The organism is Acinetobacter sp. GG2, assembly GCF_000292385.1.
Classification (GTDB): domain Bacteria; phylum Pseudomonadota; class Gammaproteobacteria; order Pseudomonadales; family Moraxellaceae; genus Acinetobacter; species Acinetobacter seifertii.
The window spans coordinates 126,779-146,832 of the sequence record NZ_ALOW01000038.1; the positions used below are offsets into that span (position 1 = coordinate 126,779).

The following is a 20,054-nucleotide window of genomic DNA, read 5'->3' on the forward strand; positions in this document are numbered from 1 at the left end:
CTCTGGCTAGCATAAATGCCTATGACCTACCCCTCCTGCTAGCCAAATATCATAAAATGATTGCAGAGTGGTAAATCAAAGGTCTTGCCAACTCAGGAACGATGAGACGTTTAAGCTATGATGACCATGTTCTGTTGAACAATTATGTTGACCATCACCTATTCACATTTGCTGTAAATAGCGGCTACTCCCCAATGAAGTATGTATTTATTATAATCAAGTCACTCTATTTTTCAAACATTCAAGCAACAAATTTTACCCACGCCCAAACAAATAAGCGTGCAATACCTAATAACACTGCAAAATAGGCACTTATATGAATGAAACCAATATTGTTATTACTTACTCCTGTCTGATATTCAAAGGGTAAAATCAAGGTAGCTACAAACACCTCAAAACCCATCACCACATAAGTCATCCATTCCCACGGGAAATGTAAAATACTGACCCATATTCCCATCAATAAAAATACAATCAACAGTAAGGGCAACATAATTTTCAGGAAACCCAACATTTACTATTTCTCCTTTACCTAATAACGAGAAATTTCTCCTCACGCTCAATAAGCCTTGCTTAATCTGTAGATTAACCCAAAATTTAATTAAAGAGATATCAAAAACAAAACCCCGCCGAAGCGAGGTTTTAGTTAATTATTTCAAAGCATTAGATTAACAAAGTACGAATATCTTTAAGAAGTTTCGTAAGTTTATTTGTAAAGCGAGCAGCATCTGCACCATTAATTACACGGTGGTCATAAGACAATGACAACGGCAACATTAAGCGCGGATCAAAGTCTTTACCATTCCATACTGGCTGCATCGTTGCAGGTGAAATACCCAAAATTGCAACTTGTGGCCAGTTTACAAGTGGTGTAAACGCTGTACCACCAATTGCGCCTAAGCTTGAAATGGTGAAATTCGCACCTTGTAAGTCTTTCGGTGTTAATTTCTTATCACGTGCTTTTTGACCCAACACGCCCAATTCAACTGCAATTTGCTTAATTGATTTTTGGTCTGGGTTACGAAGGACTGGCACAGTTAAACCATCAGGTGTTGCTACCGCAATTCCCATATGGATTTCATTGCGCAAGAGCACTGATTTACCGTCATCAGATAAATGACCTGCGAACTCACGCTCTTCTTTCAACAAGTACGCAACTGCTTTGATAATGAATGCCATAATCGTCAGGCTGATACCTTCTTTTTTGAAGTTGCCTTTCAGTTCATTACGCCAATCTTCTAACTCAGTGATATCAGCCAAATCAAACTGAGTAACTTGCGGAATAAAGTTATTCAACGACAATTGCGGAATTGATACTTGCTGCAAACGCGTCAGTACTTTTTCTTCCACACCACCAAACGCAGTGAAGTCAGGCAGCTTTGGCAAACCCGAAACCGCTGGTGCAGCCGCAGCAACTGGTGCAGCTTGTGGCGCAGTTAAACGAGTCTTCACATAGGCAAAGATATCTTCTTTAACAACACGACCATGCTCACCAGAAGTTTTAACTTGTGACAAAATCACACCAAGTTCACGAGCAAGCTTACGTACAGCAGGGCCTGCATATACTTTAGCGTTTTCGGCTTCTTGCTCTTTGGTTAACTTATCACTACCAGACGCTGGAGCAGATACAGCCTGAGTCGGAGCAGGAGCTGCTGCCTGTGGAGCTGGAGCTACTTCTGCTTTTGCCGCTGGTGCCGCAGCAGGTGCTTGGCCTTCAGCTTCAATTGTTGCAAGCAATATACCTTGTGAAACCTGTTGGCCTGCTTGCAAGTGAATCGCTTTCACAACACCCGCAACAGTACTTGGAACTTCAACAGTCGCTTTATCTGACTCAACCACAACAAGGCTTTGGTCTACATCCACTTTATCGCCAACTTGTACCAAGATTTCAGCAACAACTGCTTTATCTACACCCAAGTCAGGAACGTTAATATCAACTGGACCAGATTGAGTAGCAGCCGCAGCTACAGTTTCTTGTTGAACTGGTGCAGGTGCTGCTGTAGAAGCAGGAGCTTCAACTGGCGCACTTGATGCAGACGTTGTTTTCACTTTAATGAGCACAACACCTTCTTTAACTGTATCGCCTTCTTTAACTTGAATGCTTTCTACAATACCAGCAGTACTGCTTGGTACTTCTACAGTTGCTTTGTCAGATTCAACTACAACGATGCTTTGCTCAACATCAATCTGGTCACCCACTTTAACGAGGATTTCGCCAACTAATGCTTTTTCAACACCAATGTCAGGGACAGTTACGTCAACAGTTGCAGTTGATGTAGTGGCAGCAGGTTGAGCTGAAGCTTGAGCTTGTTGTGCAGGTGTTGGAGCAGCTGGCTTTTCAGCCGCAGGAGCTGGTGTTGGTTCTGGAGCAGCTTGTGCTGCACCTTCAGCTTCAAGTTCAAACAATACCGTACCTTCAGTTACGCTATCGCCTTCCTTGATTAAGATGCTTTTTACCACACCTGCTGAAGTGCTAGGCACTTCAACAGAGGCTTTATCAGACTCAAGCAAAACAAGACTGTCATTTTCAGCAATGCTGTCACCAACTTTTACTAAAATTTCAGCAACAACTGCTTTATCTACACCAATATCAGGGGTCTTAATTTGCATGCTTAGTTCCCCTCACCTGTTTGCGTTTCATTGTATTCAGCAACTGGCTGAACTTCCGGATGTGCTTGTGGAGCCCATGCAACCGGACGGTCAGTATCTAACTCAAAATTAGAAATTGCATCTTTCACTAAACGTGCATCTACTTCACCTTCGTCAGCTAATTTTTTCAAAGTAGCAACAACGATATGTGCAGCATCAACACCAAAGAAACTACGTAAGTTAGCACGCGTATCTGAACGACCATAACCATCTGTACCTAATGCAACAAATGGGCGGCCATCTGGAAGATAAGCACGGATTTGTTCGCTGTACGCACGCATATGGTCTGTAGCAGAAACTACAATACCTTCTGTACCACGTAATTGCTTAGATACCCAAGATTCTTTCACTTCTTCAGCAAGTGGGTGTAAGCGGTTGTATTCTTCACATGCCATACCATCACGTGATAACTCATTGAAGCTTGTGACACTCCAAACGTTTGAGTGGATTTGGTATTCATCACGCAAGATTTTCGCAGCTTTGATCACTTCACGAAGAATTACACCTGAACCAAGTAATTGGACAGTTGCTTTTTCATCTTTTTCGAACAAGTACATACCACGCTTAATGCCTTCCTCAGCGCCTTCAGGCATTGCAGGATGCTCGTAGTTTTCGTTCATTACAGTTAGGTAATAGAACACACGCTCTTGGTTCACATACATACGTTGTAAACCGTCATGAACGATTACAGCTAACTCATAACCAAAACATGGATCATAAGATACGCAGTTTGGAATCGTGTTTGCCAAGATATGTGAATGACCATCTTGGTGCTGTAAACCTTCACCGTTCAATGTAGTACGACCAGCAGTTGCACCTAACAAGAAACCTTGAGCTTGTGCATCACCAGCTGCCCATGCAATGTCACCAATACGTTGGAAACCAAACATTGAGTAGTACATGTACATTGGAATCATTGGCAAGTTATTCGTTGAATAACTTGTCGCTAACGCAGCCCATGCGCTCATCGCACCAGCTTCGTTAATCCCTTCTTGAAGCATGTGACCATCACTTGCTTCACGATAATGCATTAACTGTTCTTGGTCTTCTGGAGTATATTTTTGACCGTGAGCGGCATAAATACCGAGCTGACGGAACATCCCTTCTAAACCGAAAGTACGTGCTTCGTCTGGAACGATTGGGACTACGCGGTCTTTAATTGCTTTTTCTTTAAGTAAAGCAGCAATTAAACGAACCATTACCATCGTAGTAGATTGTTCTTTACCACCTGAACCGTTTAATACAGCATCAAATACAGACAATTCAGGAATCGCTAAAATTTCACTCTCTTTACGACGTGCAGGAAGGTAACCACCTAATGCTTCACGACGCGCCTTCATGTACTTCATTTCTGGAGAGTTTTCACTTGGGCGGTAAAATGGGAGCTCTTCTAATTTATCATCTGTAAATGGAAGGTTAAAACGGTCACGTACATATTTCAAAGAGTCGATCTGCATTTTCTTGATTTGGTGAGTTTTGTTCACCGCTTCAATTTCTTCAGATAAACCGTAACCTTTAACAGTTTTTGCAAGAATAACTGTTGGTTGACCTTTAGCTTTCATTGCTTCTGCATAGGCAGCAAAAACTTTATATGGGTCATGACCACCACGGTTGAGATTATCGATATCTTCATCGCTTAAATCTTTTACAAGTTCAGCAGCTTCTGGGTACTTGCCAAAGAATTTCTCACGTGTATATGCACCACCTTTTACTTGGTAGCGTTGGTATTCACCATCAACAGTTTCTTCCATTACCGCTTTTAAAGCGCCTGTGCTGTCTTTTGCAAGTAGCGGATCCCAATGACGACCCCATACTACTTTAATGACACGCCAGCCTGCGCCACGGAATAAAGATTCTAATTCTTGAATGATTTTACCGTTACCACGTACAGGGCCATCTAGACGCTGTAAGTTACAGTTCACCACCCAAATGAGGTTATCAAGCTTTTCGCGACCAGCAAGTGAAATTGCACCAGTACTTTCTGGCTCATCCATCTCACCATCACCAAGATATGCCCAGACTTTACGATCTTCTTCTTTGATCAAGCCACGGTTCATCAAATATTTTTGAATGTGTGCTTGATAAATCGACATAATTGGACCAAGACCCATTGATACAGTTGGGAATTGCCAATAGTCCGGCATTAAATATGGGTGTGGATAGCTTGGTAAACCGTTACCGCCAACTTCACGGCGGAAATTACTTAACTGCTCTTCAGTTAAACGTCCTTCAAGGAATGAACGTGCATAAATACCAGGAGCACAGTGTCCTTGGTAATAAATCATATCTCCGCCAAAGCTATTGCTGTTTGCGCGGAAGAAATGGTTAAAACCTACGTCATATAATGTTGCACTTGATGCGAAACTCGCTAAGTGACCACCTAAATCATCACCTGTTTTATTCGCACGAAGAACCATTGCTAAGGCATTCCAACGAATCAATGCACGAATACGGCGTTCCATATCTTGGTCGCCTGGCATTGCAGGTTGTTCTTCAACAGAAATTGTATTTAAGTAAGGTGTATTGAGACGTTGAATTGGAACATGCTTAGCAATTGCTTGTTGGTAAAGTTTTTCCAACAAGAATGCCGCTCGCTCAGTTCCCATATGTTGTAAAACTGAATCGAATGCATCTTGCCATTCTTGGGTTTCTTGTGCGTCGGAGTCACCGTAAAACGCCATAATTCACCTGTTCCTTGTTCTCTAATCTACTTTGTATTTTTACCACGTTTTGCCCCTCTCAAGTTATTGCCACGGGTGAATGTGAGGGGGCCCTATTATTTTCTGAATGAATAGTCATTGACCGAGCATGACTCAAAATAACAAAAAAACGCCAATATAGGCGTTTTTTTATACGATAATTGCGTTAAGAAAGGTTTTATCTCATTTCAGATTCAAAAATTTAATAATCCTAATTTTTAACAAATACGATTTAAGGCAACATTGCTAAGTAAGTTGATGGATTCTTACGTTGACCATCTTTTACTACTTCATAGTGTAAATGTGGTCCAGTACAACGACCTGTACAACCCACATTAGCAATATGATCACCAGCAGAAACCTGATCACCCACACGAACCATTAAACGTGAAGCGTGTGCATAGCGTGTTAAATAACCATTACCATGGTTGATTTCTACATACTGACCATAACCTGTACCCCAACCTGATTTAGTTACAATACCAGGACCTGTTGCATAGATTGGCGTGCCACTTGGCGCAGACATATCTAAACCACCGTGATGCTCTGCACGGCCACCCATGGTACGACCACCAAAGTTAGAAGAAACACGTACGCTATCAGGAAGAGGATGAGAAACTAACCAAGAATAAGGATTTGAAGAAGAGGTATTAAAAGAGTTTTTAGCGGTTGTATTACCATATTTTTTTGCCAGTGAGTCATTGTTGAGCTCAACTGTTTTTGGGCGTAAAGTGACTGAAACTTTTGCACTTGCCGGAAGATCTAAATCATCAGGATGCGTATATGAACCTTGAGATAATGTTTTTGATAACTGTTCCAATCGATCTGAATCTGTAGATTGGTTAATATTTTGATAATCTGCAAAAGCAACCGATGCTGCCGAAGCGGCTAGTGAAAATGCTAATAAAATACGACGCGTGTGCATAAAAACCTCTTGAAACTGTTCTTACTCAAGTTCCTTATGATCTCTTCCTTGATATCAGTCGAAATGAACGCTTAAGATGGAGACAAGAAACCATTCGAGAATGATCAATGTCTAAACCCGATAACGTTTTTCAACAATCCGGAAAACACATAAAAACAGGAAACCTTACGTTTCTAACAACGCAAGTCGCGCAATGGCAAAGACTTACGAAAATAATCCAACCCTTATTGCCCCAACCGGAACAATGGCAGGTCGTGTGTTATCAAAATGGCACTTTAATTATTACTGGTGAAAATCAGGCAATGATTAGTCAACTCAGCTATTTACAGAGCCAATATATATCTAAATTATCTCAACTTGAAGGACTAAAAGACTTACAAAGAATACAAGTTCGCTTGAGAAATAAAACTATTTCTACAGCGCCCTCATCATCTGAGCCTTCTAAATCCATCCCCCCGGAAACACAAGAAATGTTACGTAGTGCCGCCGACTTCGTGAGCGACCCTAAGCTTAGCCAAGCTTTACTACGTTTGGCAAGCAATAAAAAATGATGAGCTTTCCATTTCTTAATTAGAATCGTTCTTATTTTGTGATAAAAATCACACTATCCATTGTTACATTATAACATAGACAAATAAAGACAATGACTTATGTCACACTCACATATGGAATTGGACATTCATTCTCGTCATTAAATGTTACAATTTCATAATTACTCGGATCACTTTGAACATTGCGTAACAGCTGATTATTTAAAGCATGTCCCGATTTATAGCCATCGAACTTGGCAATAATTTGATGACCAAGTAAATACAAATCACCCACTGCATCTAAAATTTTATGTCGAACAAATTCGTCAGCAAATCGTAAACCTTCTTCGTTCACAACCCCTGTATCATCTACACCAATGGCATTATCCAGACTTGCACCTAAAGCCAAATTATTTGCTTTGAGATAATCTAAGTCTTTCATAAAACCAAAAGTTCGTGCTTCACTGACCTCATACACAAACGTTTCGGTTGAAAAATCGATTGTCGCAGACTGGTATTCTTTTGCAAATGCAGGATGATCAAAATCAATGGTAAAGTTGAGCTGAAAACCATTATGTGGTCGAAAAATTGCTTTTTTATCTTCAATTAAAGCTTCAACTGGTTTTAATATTCTTATAAATTTTTTAGGGGCATTTTGCTCGCGCAAGCCACCTTGCATTAATAGATAAATAAATGGTCCAGCACTACCATCCATAATTGGCACTTCGGATGCTGATACTTCTACGATTAAATTATCAATTCCTAAACCCGCAATCGCGCTCATTACATGCTCAATCGTACCTACTTTAATATCACCGGTAACAAGGTTCGAACACATAAATGCTTCTTGAATAAGCAATGCATTAGCAGGAATATCAACAGGTGGATTCAAATCGATACGGCGAAATACAATACCTCCATCCACGGTATGTGGAATGAAATTGATCATCACTTTTTGACCGCTATGAAGACCTATTCCACTCGCTTTTACCACACGATTGAGAGTACGCTGTTTCACCATGCTTTGTAACTTCTTTTTTAAAACCGCTATACGTTAGCATATTTAGTCATTGATCAAAAATAAAAAAAGGCAGTGTTTAAACACTGCCTTTTAATAGATCAAAGACCGAATTACTTACGTTGCTGATTTTTCAAGTAATCTTGAATACTCATTGGCGAAGAACGCGGTGATGAACTTGGCGCATTATTTACATCAGTTTCAGCATTTTGGCGTTTATTAATTGCAGGAACATCATCTTCATCTACAGATTGTGCAGATTGAGTTGATGTATGGCTCACTGTATTACGCTTTCTCGGTTCTGCATCAGCAGCATTACGAGTCAAACCAGTTGCAATCACAGTTACACGTAATTCATCACGCGCATCTGGATCAAATACTGTACCGTAGAAGATTTCGCCTTCATCAAGGTCAACAATTTGGTTAACCACATCAGTAATGATTTCTGTTTCACGTAACGTGATGTCATCACCACCCGTAATGTTAATTAACACGCCTTTGGCATTAATAATATTTACGTTATCTAGTAATGGACTACGGATTGCCTGTTCAGCAGCTTGACGCGCACGGTCTTCACCACGGCCCAAACCAGCACCCATCATTGCGTAACCGCGAGTACTCATTGCAGTTTTCAAATCGGCGAAGTCAAGGTTAATGTGACCGCGATTAACAACAAGATCAAAGATACTGCGTACAGCGTTTAACAATACATCATCTGCCTTTTTATAGGCATCTTTCATTGAAATATCACCATACACGCTTAACAAACGCTGGTTAGGAATAATAATCAATGAATCAACATGTGCTTCTAACGCTTCGATACCGCGTTCAGCTGACTTTTGACGACGACGACCTTCAAAGTTAAATGGAGTCGTTACCACACCAACAGTCAAAATCCCCATTTCTTTAGCAACTTCAGCAACAACCGGAGCTGCACCAGTACCTGTACCACCACCCATACCAGCGGTTACAAACACCATGTCAGTCCCTTCAAGGTGCTGACGAATAATTTCACGACTTTCTTCTGCTGCAACTTGACCCACTTCTGGGTTAGCGCCTGCACCTAGACCACGTGTACTTTGCTCACCTAACTGAATTTTGAAAGGAGCATTCATACAGTCAAGTGCTTGTTTATCTGTATTGGCACAAACGAATTTAACACCCTGAATATCAGACTGTACCATGTGCTGAACGGCATTACCGCCACCGCCACCTACACCAAATACAGTGAAACGGGCTTGACCGTTGCCATCGTTTAGTTCATCTTCTATAAATTCAAATGAGGCCATGACCTTTAGGGTTCCTAATACATTATGGCAGTCACTTCAGCCCGTATACTGCCTTGATTTTCAAAAACAACTAATTTTAAGAATGCTGTGCAATACAAACCTTGTCAAGTACAGTGGTTTTCTCTTACAACTTCCTAACAATTCTACCAATAAATCCATACATCCTAAAAAATGGCTTTAAGTTTGCTATTAAACGCATTCCAACCATTCACCATTCGTTCCCATACCGAACGGTCACTACCCTCTTCAGGTTCCTCAACAGCTTCTTGTAATTCGCTTTGGCTAAACATAAGCAAACCAGCTGCTGTCGCATACATTGATCGACGTAACGCAGCTTGATGCTGATCATCAGCATACACCTGTAACGGTGGATTACCTAAATGAGCAGACACACCCAACATACGACGCGCTAAACTTACCATACCCTCAATCTGGCAAGCATCACCTGTCAATACAACACCATGATACAGACCATGGATTGCACCGCTTTGTTCTAGTTCTTCACGAATTTGACCGAAAATCTCTTCGTAACGAGCAATAATAATTTCTGACAACTCAATTCGGCTAATGGTTTGAGGACCATCAATACCCTGTACCTGAATCATATGGTCAGGCTTAACAGCACTTAGATCAACGCAGCCGTGTAAAATTTTAATCCGTTCAGCTTCGTCGGTCGTTGTTTGTAACACAGCAGCAATATCACGTGTCACATGTTCGCCACCACGCTGTAATGTACGCGCTAAAGCTAAACGACCATCTAAATAAACTGCTAAATTGGTAATGCCTGCGCCAATATCAACGAGACAAACACCATACTCTTTTTCATCTTTGAGCAAACTTGCTTCAGCGGTTGCCAAGCAAGAAACTACCATTTTTTCAACACCAATGTTCGCACCTTTCATGGCACGATCAAGGTTCTGCATAGTAGCGATTGGCATCATCATGAGTTGATAGTGACCAGTCATGCTATGAGCAGTCATATTAATTGGATTTTGAACCCATTCAGCAGAGTCACCCAACTCAAACCCAAGTGGGACCGCACTCGCTAAATAATAATCAGAGGTCACATGGCTTGCTTTTGCTAACTCCAATGCACGTACAACTTCATTGGTTGTAATCACATGTGCGGGGTTAGCAACAGGCGTGCGTCCAGAAGCATAGAAACTTTGCAGCTCGGTACTTGGAATAGATACCCAAGCACTATGAATGCGACATTCAGCCATATTTTCCGCTTCAGAAACGGCGTTCTTAATCGCAGCAATGACTTTATCGAGACTTACAATTTTTCCTTTGTTCATGCCTCGATTGCGAGCAGTTGCCATACCGATAACCTGAATGTTATCCGGTGCATGAATTTTTCCAATCAAAACTGAAACTTTATGCGTCCCAATGTCAATCGCAACAACTGAGGGAACAGCTTCACTCATCACTCATACCATTTCTTTGTTGTCTAATACCAGGCAAATTGCCTATTTTAAAGCCACGTATTATGGCTTTGCTTTTGTACCACCTGCAATGCTTGTGTCATCACTCGTTACAACAAACTGACCATTCACAATTTTAGGTGGAGTTGCATTCTTCCATTGAATAGATAATCCATTACGATATCGCAAATCAATGGCTGAGATTTTCGTCCACACAGGTTTTAGGTCAGATTGTGCCAAGTGACTTAAACGTTGCAATTTATTCATTGTTTGGTCTTGGTCAACAATAATGCGTAAACCAGAATCAAACTGCATAAACCAAGTCATTCGTTCTGTTAGATATAACTCTTTTAAACGCAAATTAACAGGATGGAATAACTGATTAATTTCATTATAGCGTCGCATCATCATTTTAGACTGGCTTACCGGGCCATGTAACAACGGCAGCTCAGGATGAAGTTTCGGTTCTGCCTCACTAAATACGTCGCCACCATCGCTTAATAAGCGGCCTGTTCCCCAACGGGCAATCGCATGTTTAGGCATGATACGAACACGAATACCATTGGGCCAAGCACGAGATACAACGACTCGGTCTACCCATGAAATTTCTAATGCTTTATCACGAATCTGTTCTAAGTCAGACGTAAAATAATTATCTTTTACAATCGGCTGCACATATTGCATTACTTGCTGAGATTCAACTGGAGTCGTTGAACCCACAACTTCAAGTTTTGCAACAGTTGCATCGGTAATAACCTTATATAGCCCGTAAATTCCGACTGCCAGCACTAAAAAAGCAATAACCAGCAACATCCATCCGCCAGCGTTGGCAAGCTTTTGCTTACGCGTAGGCGGTTTTTCATGAATGGATGTAATTGCCGCACGTTTACGGCGCATGGAAGCCGGAAGTTGTGCCATATTTAAGCTGTACCTTCCAATGTTTGCTCAAGAATTGCAACACACAACGCTTCAAAGCTATAACCAATTGCTTTAGCAGCCTTAGGTACAAGCGAATGACTTGTCATACCTGGCACAGTATTCACTTCTAAAAGCCAGAAAGTACCTTGCTCATCCTGCATTGCATCAATACGACCCCAACCTTCTGCGCCTACTGCTTGGAAAGCACGCAAACTTAAAGCTTGTAATTTTTTCTCGTCTGCATCACTTAAACCACAAGGGATACCATACTCGACATCATTACGTTGATATTTTGCTTCATAGTCATAAAAAGCAACATCTGCAGGTGGTTGCAAACGAATAACAGGTAAAGGCTGACCATTTAAAAATGAAATCGTAAATTCACGACCAGTAATCCATTTTTCTGCCATTACCACTGCATCGTGCTGAGTTGCTTTTTCAATTGCTGCCGCAAAATCTTCTGCTTTCTCAACCTTACTCATGCCTACGCTTGAACCTTCATGCACAGGCTTAATAATGACTGGTAGACCCAATTCCGCAATGACTGAATCGAGGTCAGTTTCTTTGGTAATAATTCGATATGGTGCTGTAGGTAAATCACTACCTTGCCAGATTTGCTTGGTTTTAACTTTATCCATACCAATAGCAGAACCTTGTACACCAGTTCCTGTATATGGAATATTCAACCACTCAAGGACACCTTGGATCTGACCATCTTCACCGCCACGACCATGCAATACAATAAATGCGCGATCATAGTTTACAAGTTCAGTTACACTACGGTCTTGCGGATCAAATGCCTCAGCCTGAACACCTGAACTTAACAAAGCGTCCAAAACTGCCTGACCACTATCTAAAGAAACAGCACGCTCAGCCGATTTTCCACCAAACAACACAGCAACTTTGCCGAATTTTGTAGCATTTGACACGTTTAAATCCTTAACCCGATAATTCAATACTTTTTTGTTTATTTCACATACAAATGGTGCTGTGCAAGTTCTACTGAAATTGCTCCCACGTTACCTGCACCTTGCGTTAATAACAAGTCATTTGGTTGTAACACATTTTGCATGATGTTTTGTAAATTACCGTCAACGGGATCAATCAAAATCGGTTCAACCTGACCACGCAAGCGGATACTACGCGCTAAAGTACGGCTGTCTGCACCAACAATTGGTTTTTCACCAGCAGGGTAAACTTCGAGTAATAATAATTGATCGACTTGAGATAAAACTTCAATAAAGTCGTCAAAACAATCACGTGTACGAGAGTAACGATGAGGTTGGAAAAGCATCACTAAACGACGATCTGGATGGCTCTGACGAGCTGCTTTAATAGTTGCTTCTACTTCTTTAGGATGATGTCCATAGTCATCGACTAATTTCACATTACCCTCACCAAGCTCAAATTCACCTTGTACTTGGAAGCGACGCCCAACACCACTAAAGCCTTTTAATGCACGACTAATGGCTTCGTCTGAAACACCCTCATCAGTTGCAACACCAATTGCAGCCAAAGCATTTAAAACATTATGCATGCCCGGTTGATTGATCGTTAAACGAAGCGGCTCACGTCCTTTACGCAATACCGTAAAGTGCGAACGCATGCCATCTTGCTCTACATCAATCGCACGGATGTCATTATCTTCATTAAAACCATACGTAATAACTGGACGACCTACGCGTGGTAAAATTTCACGAATGTTCGCATCATCACCGCAAACTACCGCTAAACCATAGAACGGTAAATTATGTAGGAACTGCACAAAAGTATCTTTTAACTTATCAAAGCTACCTTCATAGGTGTCCATATGGTCAGCATCGATATTGGTTACAATCGCTGCCATTGGCTGCAAATAAAGGAATGAGGCATCTGATTCGTCAGCTTCTGCAACAATAAAACGACTTTCACCAAGCGCTGCATTTACACCAGTACTATTAAGCAAACCACCAATCACATAAGTTGGATCAAGGTTTTCTTCAGCCAACATTGTGGTTAACAAACTCGTTGTTGTGGTTTTACCATGTGTACCTGCTACGGCAATACCATGACGGTAACGCATAAGTTCACCGAGCATTTCTGCACGACGTACAATCGGAGTACGTTGTTCAATTGCCGCTTTAATTTCCGGATTTTCCGGATCAATAGCAGTTGAAACTACAAGCACATTAGCGTTTTTAATATTTTCTGCTTCGTGTCCGATATAGACCTTAATGCCATTTTCTTCTAATTGTTGCGTAGTTTTAGAAGCTTTAATATCTGAACCGGAAATTTTATATCCTTGGTTAGCTAACACCTCAGCAATACCACACATACCTGCTCCGCCAATACCCACAAAATGAATGTGTTTGATACGGCGCATTTCAGGCACTTTAATCAATTTTTTTGCTTGGTTTGCAGCTGTTGTTGGAGACATAGTAAATCCGATTACATTTTTTGAATAAGATCAACCACATGCTGAGTTGCATTTGGTTGGGCATGTTGACGCGCTTTCACTGCCATTTCTGTAAGTAATTGGCGGTTCATCAACGTAGTAAACAATTGATTTAAAACTTCTGGTGTCATGGTCGATTGCTGGCAAATTTTTGCAGCACCGACATCGGCCAGAAATTTGGCATTTGCAGTTTGGTGGTCATCTACCGCGATAGGTAACGGTACAAAAACTGCTGCAACACCAGCGGTTGCAACTTCTGTCACAGTTAAAGCGCCAGCACGACAAATAATCAGGTCTGCTTCGCTATATGCCTTCGCCATGTCTTCAATAAATGGCAAAACCTGTACAGTTAAATTTGCAGGTGCATCTGCGTACAATGCTTGTGTTGCTTCAACTTGTTGCTGACCACACTGATGAAAAATATTCAGTGGAACCTGCAGTTGCTTTAAAGCTGGGGGTAAACGTTCATTGAGTGCTTTGGCACCTAAAGAACCACCTACAATTAAAATATTTAACGGCTTACCCGCTTGTTCACGCTCATCGTAGCGCCATTTTGGGCTTAAAATATCTGTAATTTCGCGGCGTACTGGATTTCCGGTAGTGACCACTTTTTCGCTGGCAGGAAAAGTTTTAGGAAATGCTTCGCATACTACTTTAGCTACACGTGATAACTGCGCATTGGTAAAACCGGCAACTGCATTTTGCTCGTGAATGAGAACAGGAATACCTAATAAGCGAGCCGCCAGACCACCCGGTCCTGCAACATAACCACCAAAGCCAGCGACTGCATCAACTTTGAGCTGTTTCATATAACGCATAGCGCTAAAAGTTGCTTTTAAAATTTTAAAAGGCGAGGCGAGTTTACGGATGACTCCGTTTCCGCGCACACCTTGAATATCAATTTGATATATTGGAATATTTTGATCTTTTAATAATCGATTTTCCATACCTGTTGGCGTGGCTAGCCATGAAACCTGACAACCTTGTTGTTGAAGTTGTTTGGCTACGGCGAGGGCTGGAAAAACATGTCCACCAGTACCGGCAGCCATCATCATGACATGTTTAGGTTTGCTTTGCTGTGAATCTGTCACGGTCTAATTCTTCAACTCAAAAAACAATGGAAATTGTCATCTATTTTTGTAGCCGTTTATTTTAATCCTAAAGCTTCATTAACGAAAAGCGAATTTCACTCGTTTATAACAGAAAGATGTGCTTTTTTGAAAATATGCCTACAAAGCGCCAGCGTATTTCATATTGTGGTTTTATTAATTGATATATTTTTAGGTGATTTCCCAATATTCGCTTAGGAAATCACCCAAAGTAGATGATTAAGCAGGACGACCAGCTTCTAATACGTCAAATAGATCATCGGCAATCGATGTACCAAATTGAGCATCGATTTCACGAATACAGGTTGGACTGGTGACATTAATTTCAGTGACATAATTACCAATTACATCAAGTCCAACAAATACCAATCCTTTTTCACGTAAGAAAGGCCCAATTTTCGCTGCAATCTGCTTATCATTTTCAGTAAGTGGTCGTGCTTGACCTAAACCACCTGCCGCCAAGTTACCGCGCACTTCACCATTTTGCGGAATACGGGCTAGACAGTAAGGAATAGGCTCACCATTCACCATTAGAATGCGTTTATCCCCTTCTACAATTTCAGGAATATAACGCTGTGCCATAATTGGACGAGTACCTAATTCTGTCAGCATTTCTAAGGTAGAACCAATATTTACACCGTCTTGGTATAAACGGAAAATTCCCATCCCACCCATACCATCAAGTGGCTTAACAATCACATCACCATGTTCTTTAATAAATTCACGAATTAAACTTTGTTGAGACGTTACAAGTGTAGGCACTTGTAGCTCTGGAAACTGCGTAGCAAAAAGTTTTTCATTGCAATCCCGCAGTGATTGAGGCTTATTAATAATCCATGAGCCTTCACGCTCAGCTTGCTCAAGCACATAAGTTGTGTAGACAAAATTCATATCAAACGGCGGGTCTTTACGCATGAGTACAACATCGTAAGACGCAATAGATTCTTTTCTCTTTTCGCCAAGCTCATAGTAATGGCTGTAATCTTCAAATACTTCTAAAGGAGAGATTAGACCGTAAGCTTTACCTTGATCGATATATAAATCTTGCTGTAATGCATAACCTAATTCATGTCCGCGACGGCTCGCCGCCCACAACATTGCCATGGTTGAATCCTTTTTCAGATTTACGGTTTCAATCGGATCCATGACGACAAGTACACGCATGCTCAAGCTCTTCTTAAAATTTAAATTAGCATGAGTATAACTGAGATTTTTCACTGGTTTTTCTTAATTTCAGTAAAACCTTATCGGTTATTTCTTTATCTTGAGTTAAGGTAAATTCAGTTAAACTAAGGTCATAAAATATTATTTTTTAAAGGCTAAAGATGAAACTTTATCGCTATTTAACTGGCCCCGATGACTCTGCTTTTTGCGCAAGAGTGACTAAAGCGCTCAATCATGGCTGGGAATTATATGGAGCACCAACCATGACCTTTAATGGTACTCAAGTGATTGTGGGCCAAGCCATTTGCAAAACGATTGATGAAAACTATGATCCAGAAATGGATATTTTAGATGTACTTAAAAACAATGCTTAACTCTAAGGGTGTTTTTCAATAATGATGCACCCTCTTCAAAATCTCATTTATAAATAAAACTAATACTTACCTTATACTCGCCCTTTAACATAAAAATTATATTTTTAAAATCAATAACTAAAAGCACACCTCGATAATTTCATAGGCAATAGTTCTTTTATTCTAAATAATTAAATGATTATAATTATCATTTATACTTTTATTTTTGTTAACAGACTTTGTTTTTATGTTAAAAATTTCTATATCTTCTCCCCAAATTAAAAATTCGTTTCCGCTTAGCTTACTCAGCTTAATGATCTTGAATATTCAAGGTGTCTACGCAGAGGAATTAGCTGACTCATCATCAAAAGTTGCAGCAGTCATGCCGACTATAAAAATTGAAGCGATGAGTGAACTCGACCCCATCAAAAGTTATATCGACTACGACAAAGCCAATGTCACACGTAATGGTTTAGACAAAAAAGATATTCCTCAAACCATTGATACCATTGATATTCAGAAATATAAAATTTATGGATCAAATGATTTAAGCGTTATGCTACAAGGCACCCCTGGCGTATCAACCAGTTACGATATGCGTGGTGATGGCATCACGATTCGTGGTTTTGGTGCAGACACAGGTGATATTTACCGTGATGGCATACGTGAAAGCGGACAAGTACGTCGCAGTACAGCCAATATCGAACGTATTGAGATTTTAAAAGGCCCCGCCTCTGTTTTATATGGCCGTAGTGCTGGCGGCGGGGTTGTGAATATGGTGAGTAAGTTCGCCAATTTTGACTCTAAAAGTTCAGTTGGTGCATATGCAGGTTCTTACGACAACTATGGAACAACGGCTGACATCAACCAAGTACTTAATGACAATTTAGCAGTACGTTTGACTGGAGAATATGGCGAGTCAGGTAGCTTCCGCTCAGGTATTAAAAATAAAATAGAGATGCTCTCTCCAAGCTTTACCTATAAAAATGATGATGGGACACTCACTTGGACCACACAATATACCTATGACAAATTAGGTCGAGTGCCTGACCGCGGACCAACGCGTGACAATCTACCTACAGGTACATCTATCAAAACAGGATTTGCCCAAGATGGCGATTATGTTGATGATATTTTGCAAGTAGTCCGCACCGATGTGAATTATCAATATGCACCTGACTGGAACTTCCACTGGGCAGCTAGCTACCGCCAAGCAGAGCAGAACTTTGACCACTTTTACTTTGGAACTTATTGTGGGTTAGATGGTAAAGATTTAAAAGATAAAGCATGCACCACTAAAAAAGGCTATATCAATCAAATTTACTACTGGCAACAAACCAGCAATAAGACCACGACCAATACATTTGATATTAAGGGCAAGTTTAAAACAGGCTCGCTTGAGCACCAAATTATGGTCGGTACAGACTGGACCTATGAGCAACGAGAACCACGTCTAGCCAATAAGACTCAAAACGGTTCAGCCATTTATGGTTATGTTAATCCGCTCACTGGTGAGCGTGAATATAGCAGAGGTAATGGCCCTCTTTTGATTAGCCAACATAACTACAATGAAGGCACCACTTATGGAGTATTTGTTCAGGATTTAATTGGTCTAAATGACCAACTTAAACTTATGATGGGTCTACGTTATGATTACTTTGACTTTTCGACTACCAACAAACTTAACAATGATCATCGTAATGTAAAAGACAGTAGCTTTAGCCCAAATGTGGGTTTGGTATGGCAACCCGTTCCAGAACATAGCTTTTATACGTCTTACTCTAAGAGTTTTGCACCATTTGGCGGGCAAATGGGTGTTAACCAAGTTACTGGCAGCACCGATGTCACAAAAATGGATAAAGAGCCTCAATATAACGAGCAATATGAAGTTGGAGTAAAAAGTGAATGGTTAGATAACCGTTTAAATACTCAATTTTCTGTCTTTGATATTCGTAAAAATAATATTCGCTATAAACCAAACCCAGACAGTGAACCAGATGTATGGGCAACTGCGGGTCAGCATCAATCGCGTGGTCTCGAATTTAGCTTTATTGGCCGTGTACTTGATAATGTGTTTGTTCGCGGTGGTTATGGTTATACCGATGCAAAAGTAAAAGAAGACAAACAAAATCCTGAGCGTGAAGGTAACTATTTAGCAAACACATCTAAGAACACAGGTAATTTATTTGTTCGTTATTTACCAACTGAACAGTGGTATACTGAAGTGGGCGTGACCTATGTCGGGTCTTATTATCCAAATATTAATAATCAAGTAAAAATGGAAGGCTTTAACCGTGTCGATGCAGCGATTGGCTATAGTGCAGCCCCATGGAATGTCACACTTGCGATAAATAACCTAACCAATAAAGAATACTGGCGCTCAGACAGCATGCCAGGTACACCACGCAATGTGTTATTGCGTTTAAATTATCAGTTTTAATTAAATATTAAAAAGGCATACCTCTATTTTAGAGGTATGACTTTTTCTTTTTAGATACCGTATTTCTCACGGTAAGCTTGCATATTTGCTAGCGCTTCTTTTTCGCCTTTAGTGATAACCGAATAAGAATCAATGAAAATTTGGGTACCCTCTTGGAGTGTAAGAAGTATGATGGGAAGGTCGGCTTTTTGCTTTTCTTAGGTAACTAAAAATATTTAACTAGTTAATTTTAAATAACCAAAATTATAGTATTCAGAATAAACAGTCATTATGTTAAATAGAGATATTTTCTTCATTTTATTTAGAATTTTTTTGTTTTAGATACTCTCTTAAAAGTTGCAGAATAAATTTATTCACTTCATAGTACAATCCAAAATTGTAAATAAGTTATATGGAAACTTTGACTAAAATGAAATTAAAACAATTAATATGTATTAGTTTTTTTGCACTTTCGCACTCAACATTTGCAGCAAACCTTCAATGTAAGAAAGACTATGAAACAGTTATTTCAAAAAATATTATTGAAGTAAGTACAGCATTTAATTCTGGAAATTTACGATATATTGAAAGTAAAACTGATTCCTCTTTAATTAATTACATTGGAGGAAAGGATGCTTATAAAAATTTACTGGAACTTGCAGCCAATTCTTTTAGAGAAAAGAATATAGTCGTTTCCAAAGTTGAAACTAGTCCGCCTCAAAATAATTATATTGTTGGTAATAATGAACTTTGCTTTGTTCCCAAACAGGTAACATTAATAGTTAATGGTAAACAACAACTTGGAAGCAAATCTTTTATGTTAGCAGTACGTCCGCTTGCATCTAAAGAATGGAAATATCTTGATGGTTCAGGTTTCCAGAAGAACCCTCATATGTTGTATGTGTTATTTCCTGATTTTCCACGTAATATCAAAATTTCATTGTTAAATAGTAAATAATTTTGATAATAGCTCTATTTTTAAAATTACCTAAAATTAACATGATATGTCTTATGCAAAATGCTGAAACTTTTCCTTTTAGCATTAATATTTTAATCAAAGCGATTTAAGAATTCAACGCATCAATAATTTGATTAAATTATAAAAAAAGGAAGCCACGGCTTC

The 20,054-nt window shown here is 40.0% G+C and carries 16 protein-coding genes and 1 riboswitch; of the genes, 4 read left to right on the forward strand and 12 right to left on the reverse strand.

The features are described 5' to 3' along the window. Nucleotides 1-8: 8 nt before the first annotated feature. Nucleotides 9-205, reverse strand: a riboswitch (yybP-ykoY riboswitch). A gap of 36 nt (nt 206-241) precedes the next feature. The 4 genes from B554_RS0113855 to B554_RS0113870 form a co-directional block, all read right to left on the reverse strand. Beyond that, a complete protein-coding gene (locus B554_RS0113855; RefSeq protein ID WP_019458526.1) occupies nt 242-514 on the reverse strand; it encodes a hypothetical protein in 273 nt (90 codons plus the stop codon). Between the two features lie 149 nt (nt 515-663). Further along, the gene (locus B554_RS0113860; RefSeq protein WP_019458527.1) at nt 664-2,610 is read right to left on the reverse strand and encodes a 2-oxo acid dehydrogenase subunit E2; all 1,947 of its coding nucleotides are present in this window, start codon (nt 2,608-2,610) and stop codon (nt 664-666) included. Nucleotides 2,611-2,612: 2 nt separating this feature from the next. Beyond that, nucleotides 2,613-5,330 (reverse strand): pyruvate dehydrogenase (acetyl-transferring), homodimeric type, encoded by a 2,718-nt coding sequence (gene aceE, locus B554_RS0113865; RefSeq protein ID WP_004704938.1) that lies wholly within the window; start codon nt 5,328-5,330, stop codon nt 2,613-2,615. 250 nt (nt 5,331-5,580) lie between these two features. Next, nucleotides 5,581-6,273 carry a M23 family metallopeptidase gene (locus tag B554_RS0113870; RefSeq protein ID WP_004704936.1) on the reverse strand — a complete coding sequence of 231 codons (693 nt, stop codon included), beginning with the start codon at nt 6,271-6,273 and terminating at the stop codon, nt 5,581-5,583. A gap of 107 nt (nt 6,274-6,380) precedes the next feature. Between B554_RS0113870 and B554_RS0113875 the strand changes: the two genes are divergently transcribed. Further along, complete coding sequence (locus B554_RS0113875; protein ID WP_004704934.1) at nt 6,381-6,824, forward strand: DciA family protein; 444 nt, start codon at nt 6,381-6,383, stop codon at nt 6,822-6,824. A 97-nt stretch (nt 6,825-6,921) separates the two neighbouring features. Here B554_RS0113875 and lpxC read toward each other — a convergent pair whose 3' ends face one another. The 8 genes from lpxC to gshB all read right to left on the reverse strand — a co-directional run bounded on the left by lpxC (nt 6,922) and on the right by gshB (nt 16,159). Beyond that, entirely contained in the window at nt 6,922-7,824 is a 903-nt protein-coding gene (gene lpxC / locus B554_RS0113880; RefSeq protein WP_019458528.1) for a UDP-3-O-acyl-N-acetylglucosamine deacetylase, read from the reverse strand. Between the two features lie 110 nt (nt 7,825-7,934). Then, on the reverse strand, nt 7,935-9,110 hold the full coding sequence (gene ftsZ, locus B554_RS0113885) for a cell division protein FtsZ (RefSeq protein WP_004704930.1): 1,176 nt from the start codon (nt 9,108-9,110) through the stop codon (nt 7,935-7,937). Between the two features lie 164 nt (nt 9,111-9,274). After that, nucleotides 9,275-10,537 carry a cell division protein FtsA gene (ftsA, locus tag B554_RS0113890; protein WP_004704928.1) on the reverse strand — a complete coding sequence of 421 codons (1,263 nt, stop codon included), beginning with the start codon at nt 10,535-10,537 and terminating at the stop codon, nt 9,275-9,277. Between the two features lie 60 nt (nt 10,538-10,597). Next, complete coding sequence (locus B554_RS0113895) at nt 10,598-11,452, reverse strand: cell division protein FtsQ/DivIB (protein WP_019458529.1); 855 nt, start codon at nt 11,450-11,452, stop codon at nt 10,598-10,600. 2 nt (nt 11,453-11,454) lie between these two features. Beyond that, nucleotides 11,455-12,381, reverse strand: coding sequence for a D-alanine--D-alanine ligase (locus B554_RS0113900; protein ID WP_019458530.1), 927 nt, complete (start codon nt 12,379-12,381; stop codon nt 11,455-11,457). Between the two features lie 38 nt (nt 12,382-12,419). After that, nucleotides 12,420-13,868: a UDP-N-acetylmuramate--L-alanine ligase gene (murC, locus tag B554_RS0113905; RefSeq protein WP_004704924.1), complete on the reverse strand. Its 1,449-nt coding sequence runs from the start codon at nt 13,866-13,868 to the stop codon at nt 12,420-12,422. An 11-nt stretch (nt 13,869-13,879) separates the two neighbouring features. Next, on the reverse strand, nt 13,880-14,977 hold the full coding sequence (gene murG, locus B554_RS0113910) for an undecaprenyldiphospho-muramoylpentapeptide beta-N-acetylglucosaminyltransferase (protein ID WP_019458531.1): 1,098 nt from the start codon (nt 14,975-14,977) through the stop codon (nt 13,880-13,882). Between the two features lie 237 nt (nt 14,978-15,214). Continuing rightward, nucleotides 15,215-16,159 (reverse strand): glutathione synthase, encoded by a 945-nt coding sequence (gshB, locus tag B554_RS0113915; RefSeq protein WP_019458532.1) that lies wholly within the window; start codon nt 16,157-16,159, stop codon nt 15,215-15,217. 161 nt (nt 16,160-16,320) lie between these two features. On the opposite strand from gshB, the gene B554_RS0113920 reads away from it, so the two are divergent. From B554_RS0113920 to B554_RS0113930, 3 genes are all read left to right on the forward strand, one after another. Continuing rightward, complete coding sequence (locus tag B554_RS0113920) at nt 16,321-16,533, forward strand: DUF1737 domain-containing protein (RefSeq protein ID WP_004704920.1); 213 nt, start codon at nt 16,321-16,323, stop codon at nt 16,531-16,533. A 226-nt stretch (nt 16,534-16,759) separates the two neighbouring features. Further along, the gene (locus tag B554_RS0113925; RefSeq protein ID WP_019458533.1) at nt 16,760-18,952 is read left to right on the forward strand and encodes a TonB-dependent receptor; all 2,193 of its coding nucleotides are present in this window, start codon (nt 16,760-16,762) and stop codon (nt 18,950-18,952) included. 409 nt (nt 18,953-19,361) lie between these two features. Beyond that, nucleotides 19,362-19,889, forward strand: a complete 528-nt coding sequence (locus B554_RS0113930; protein WP_019458534.1) for a hypothetical protein — start codon at nt 19,362-19,364, stop codon at nt 19,887-19,889. Nucleotides 19,890-20,054: the final 165 nt, after the last annotated feature.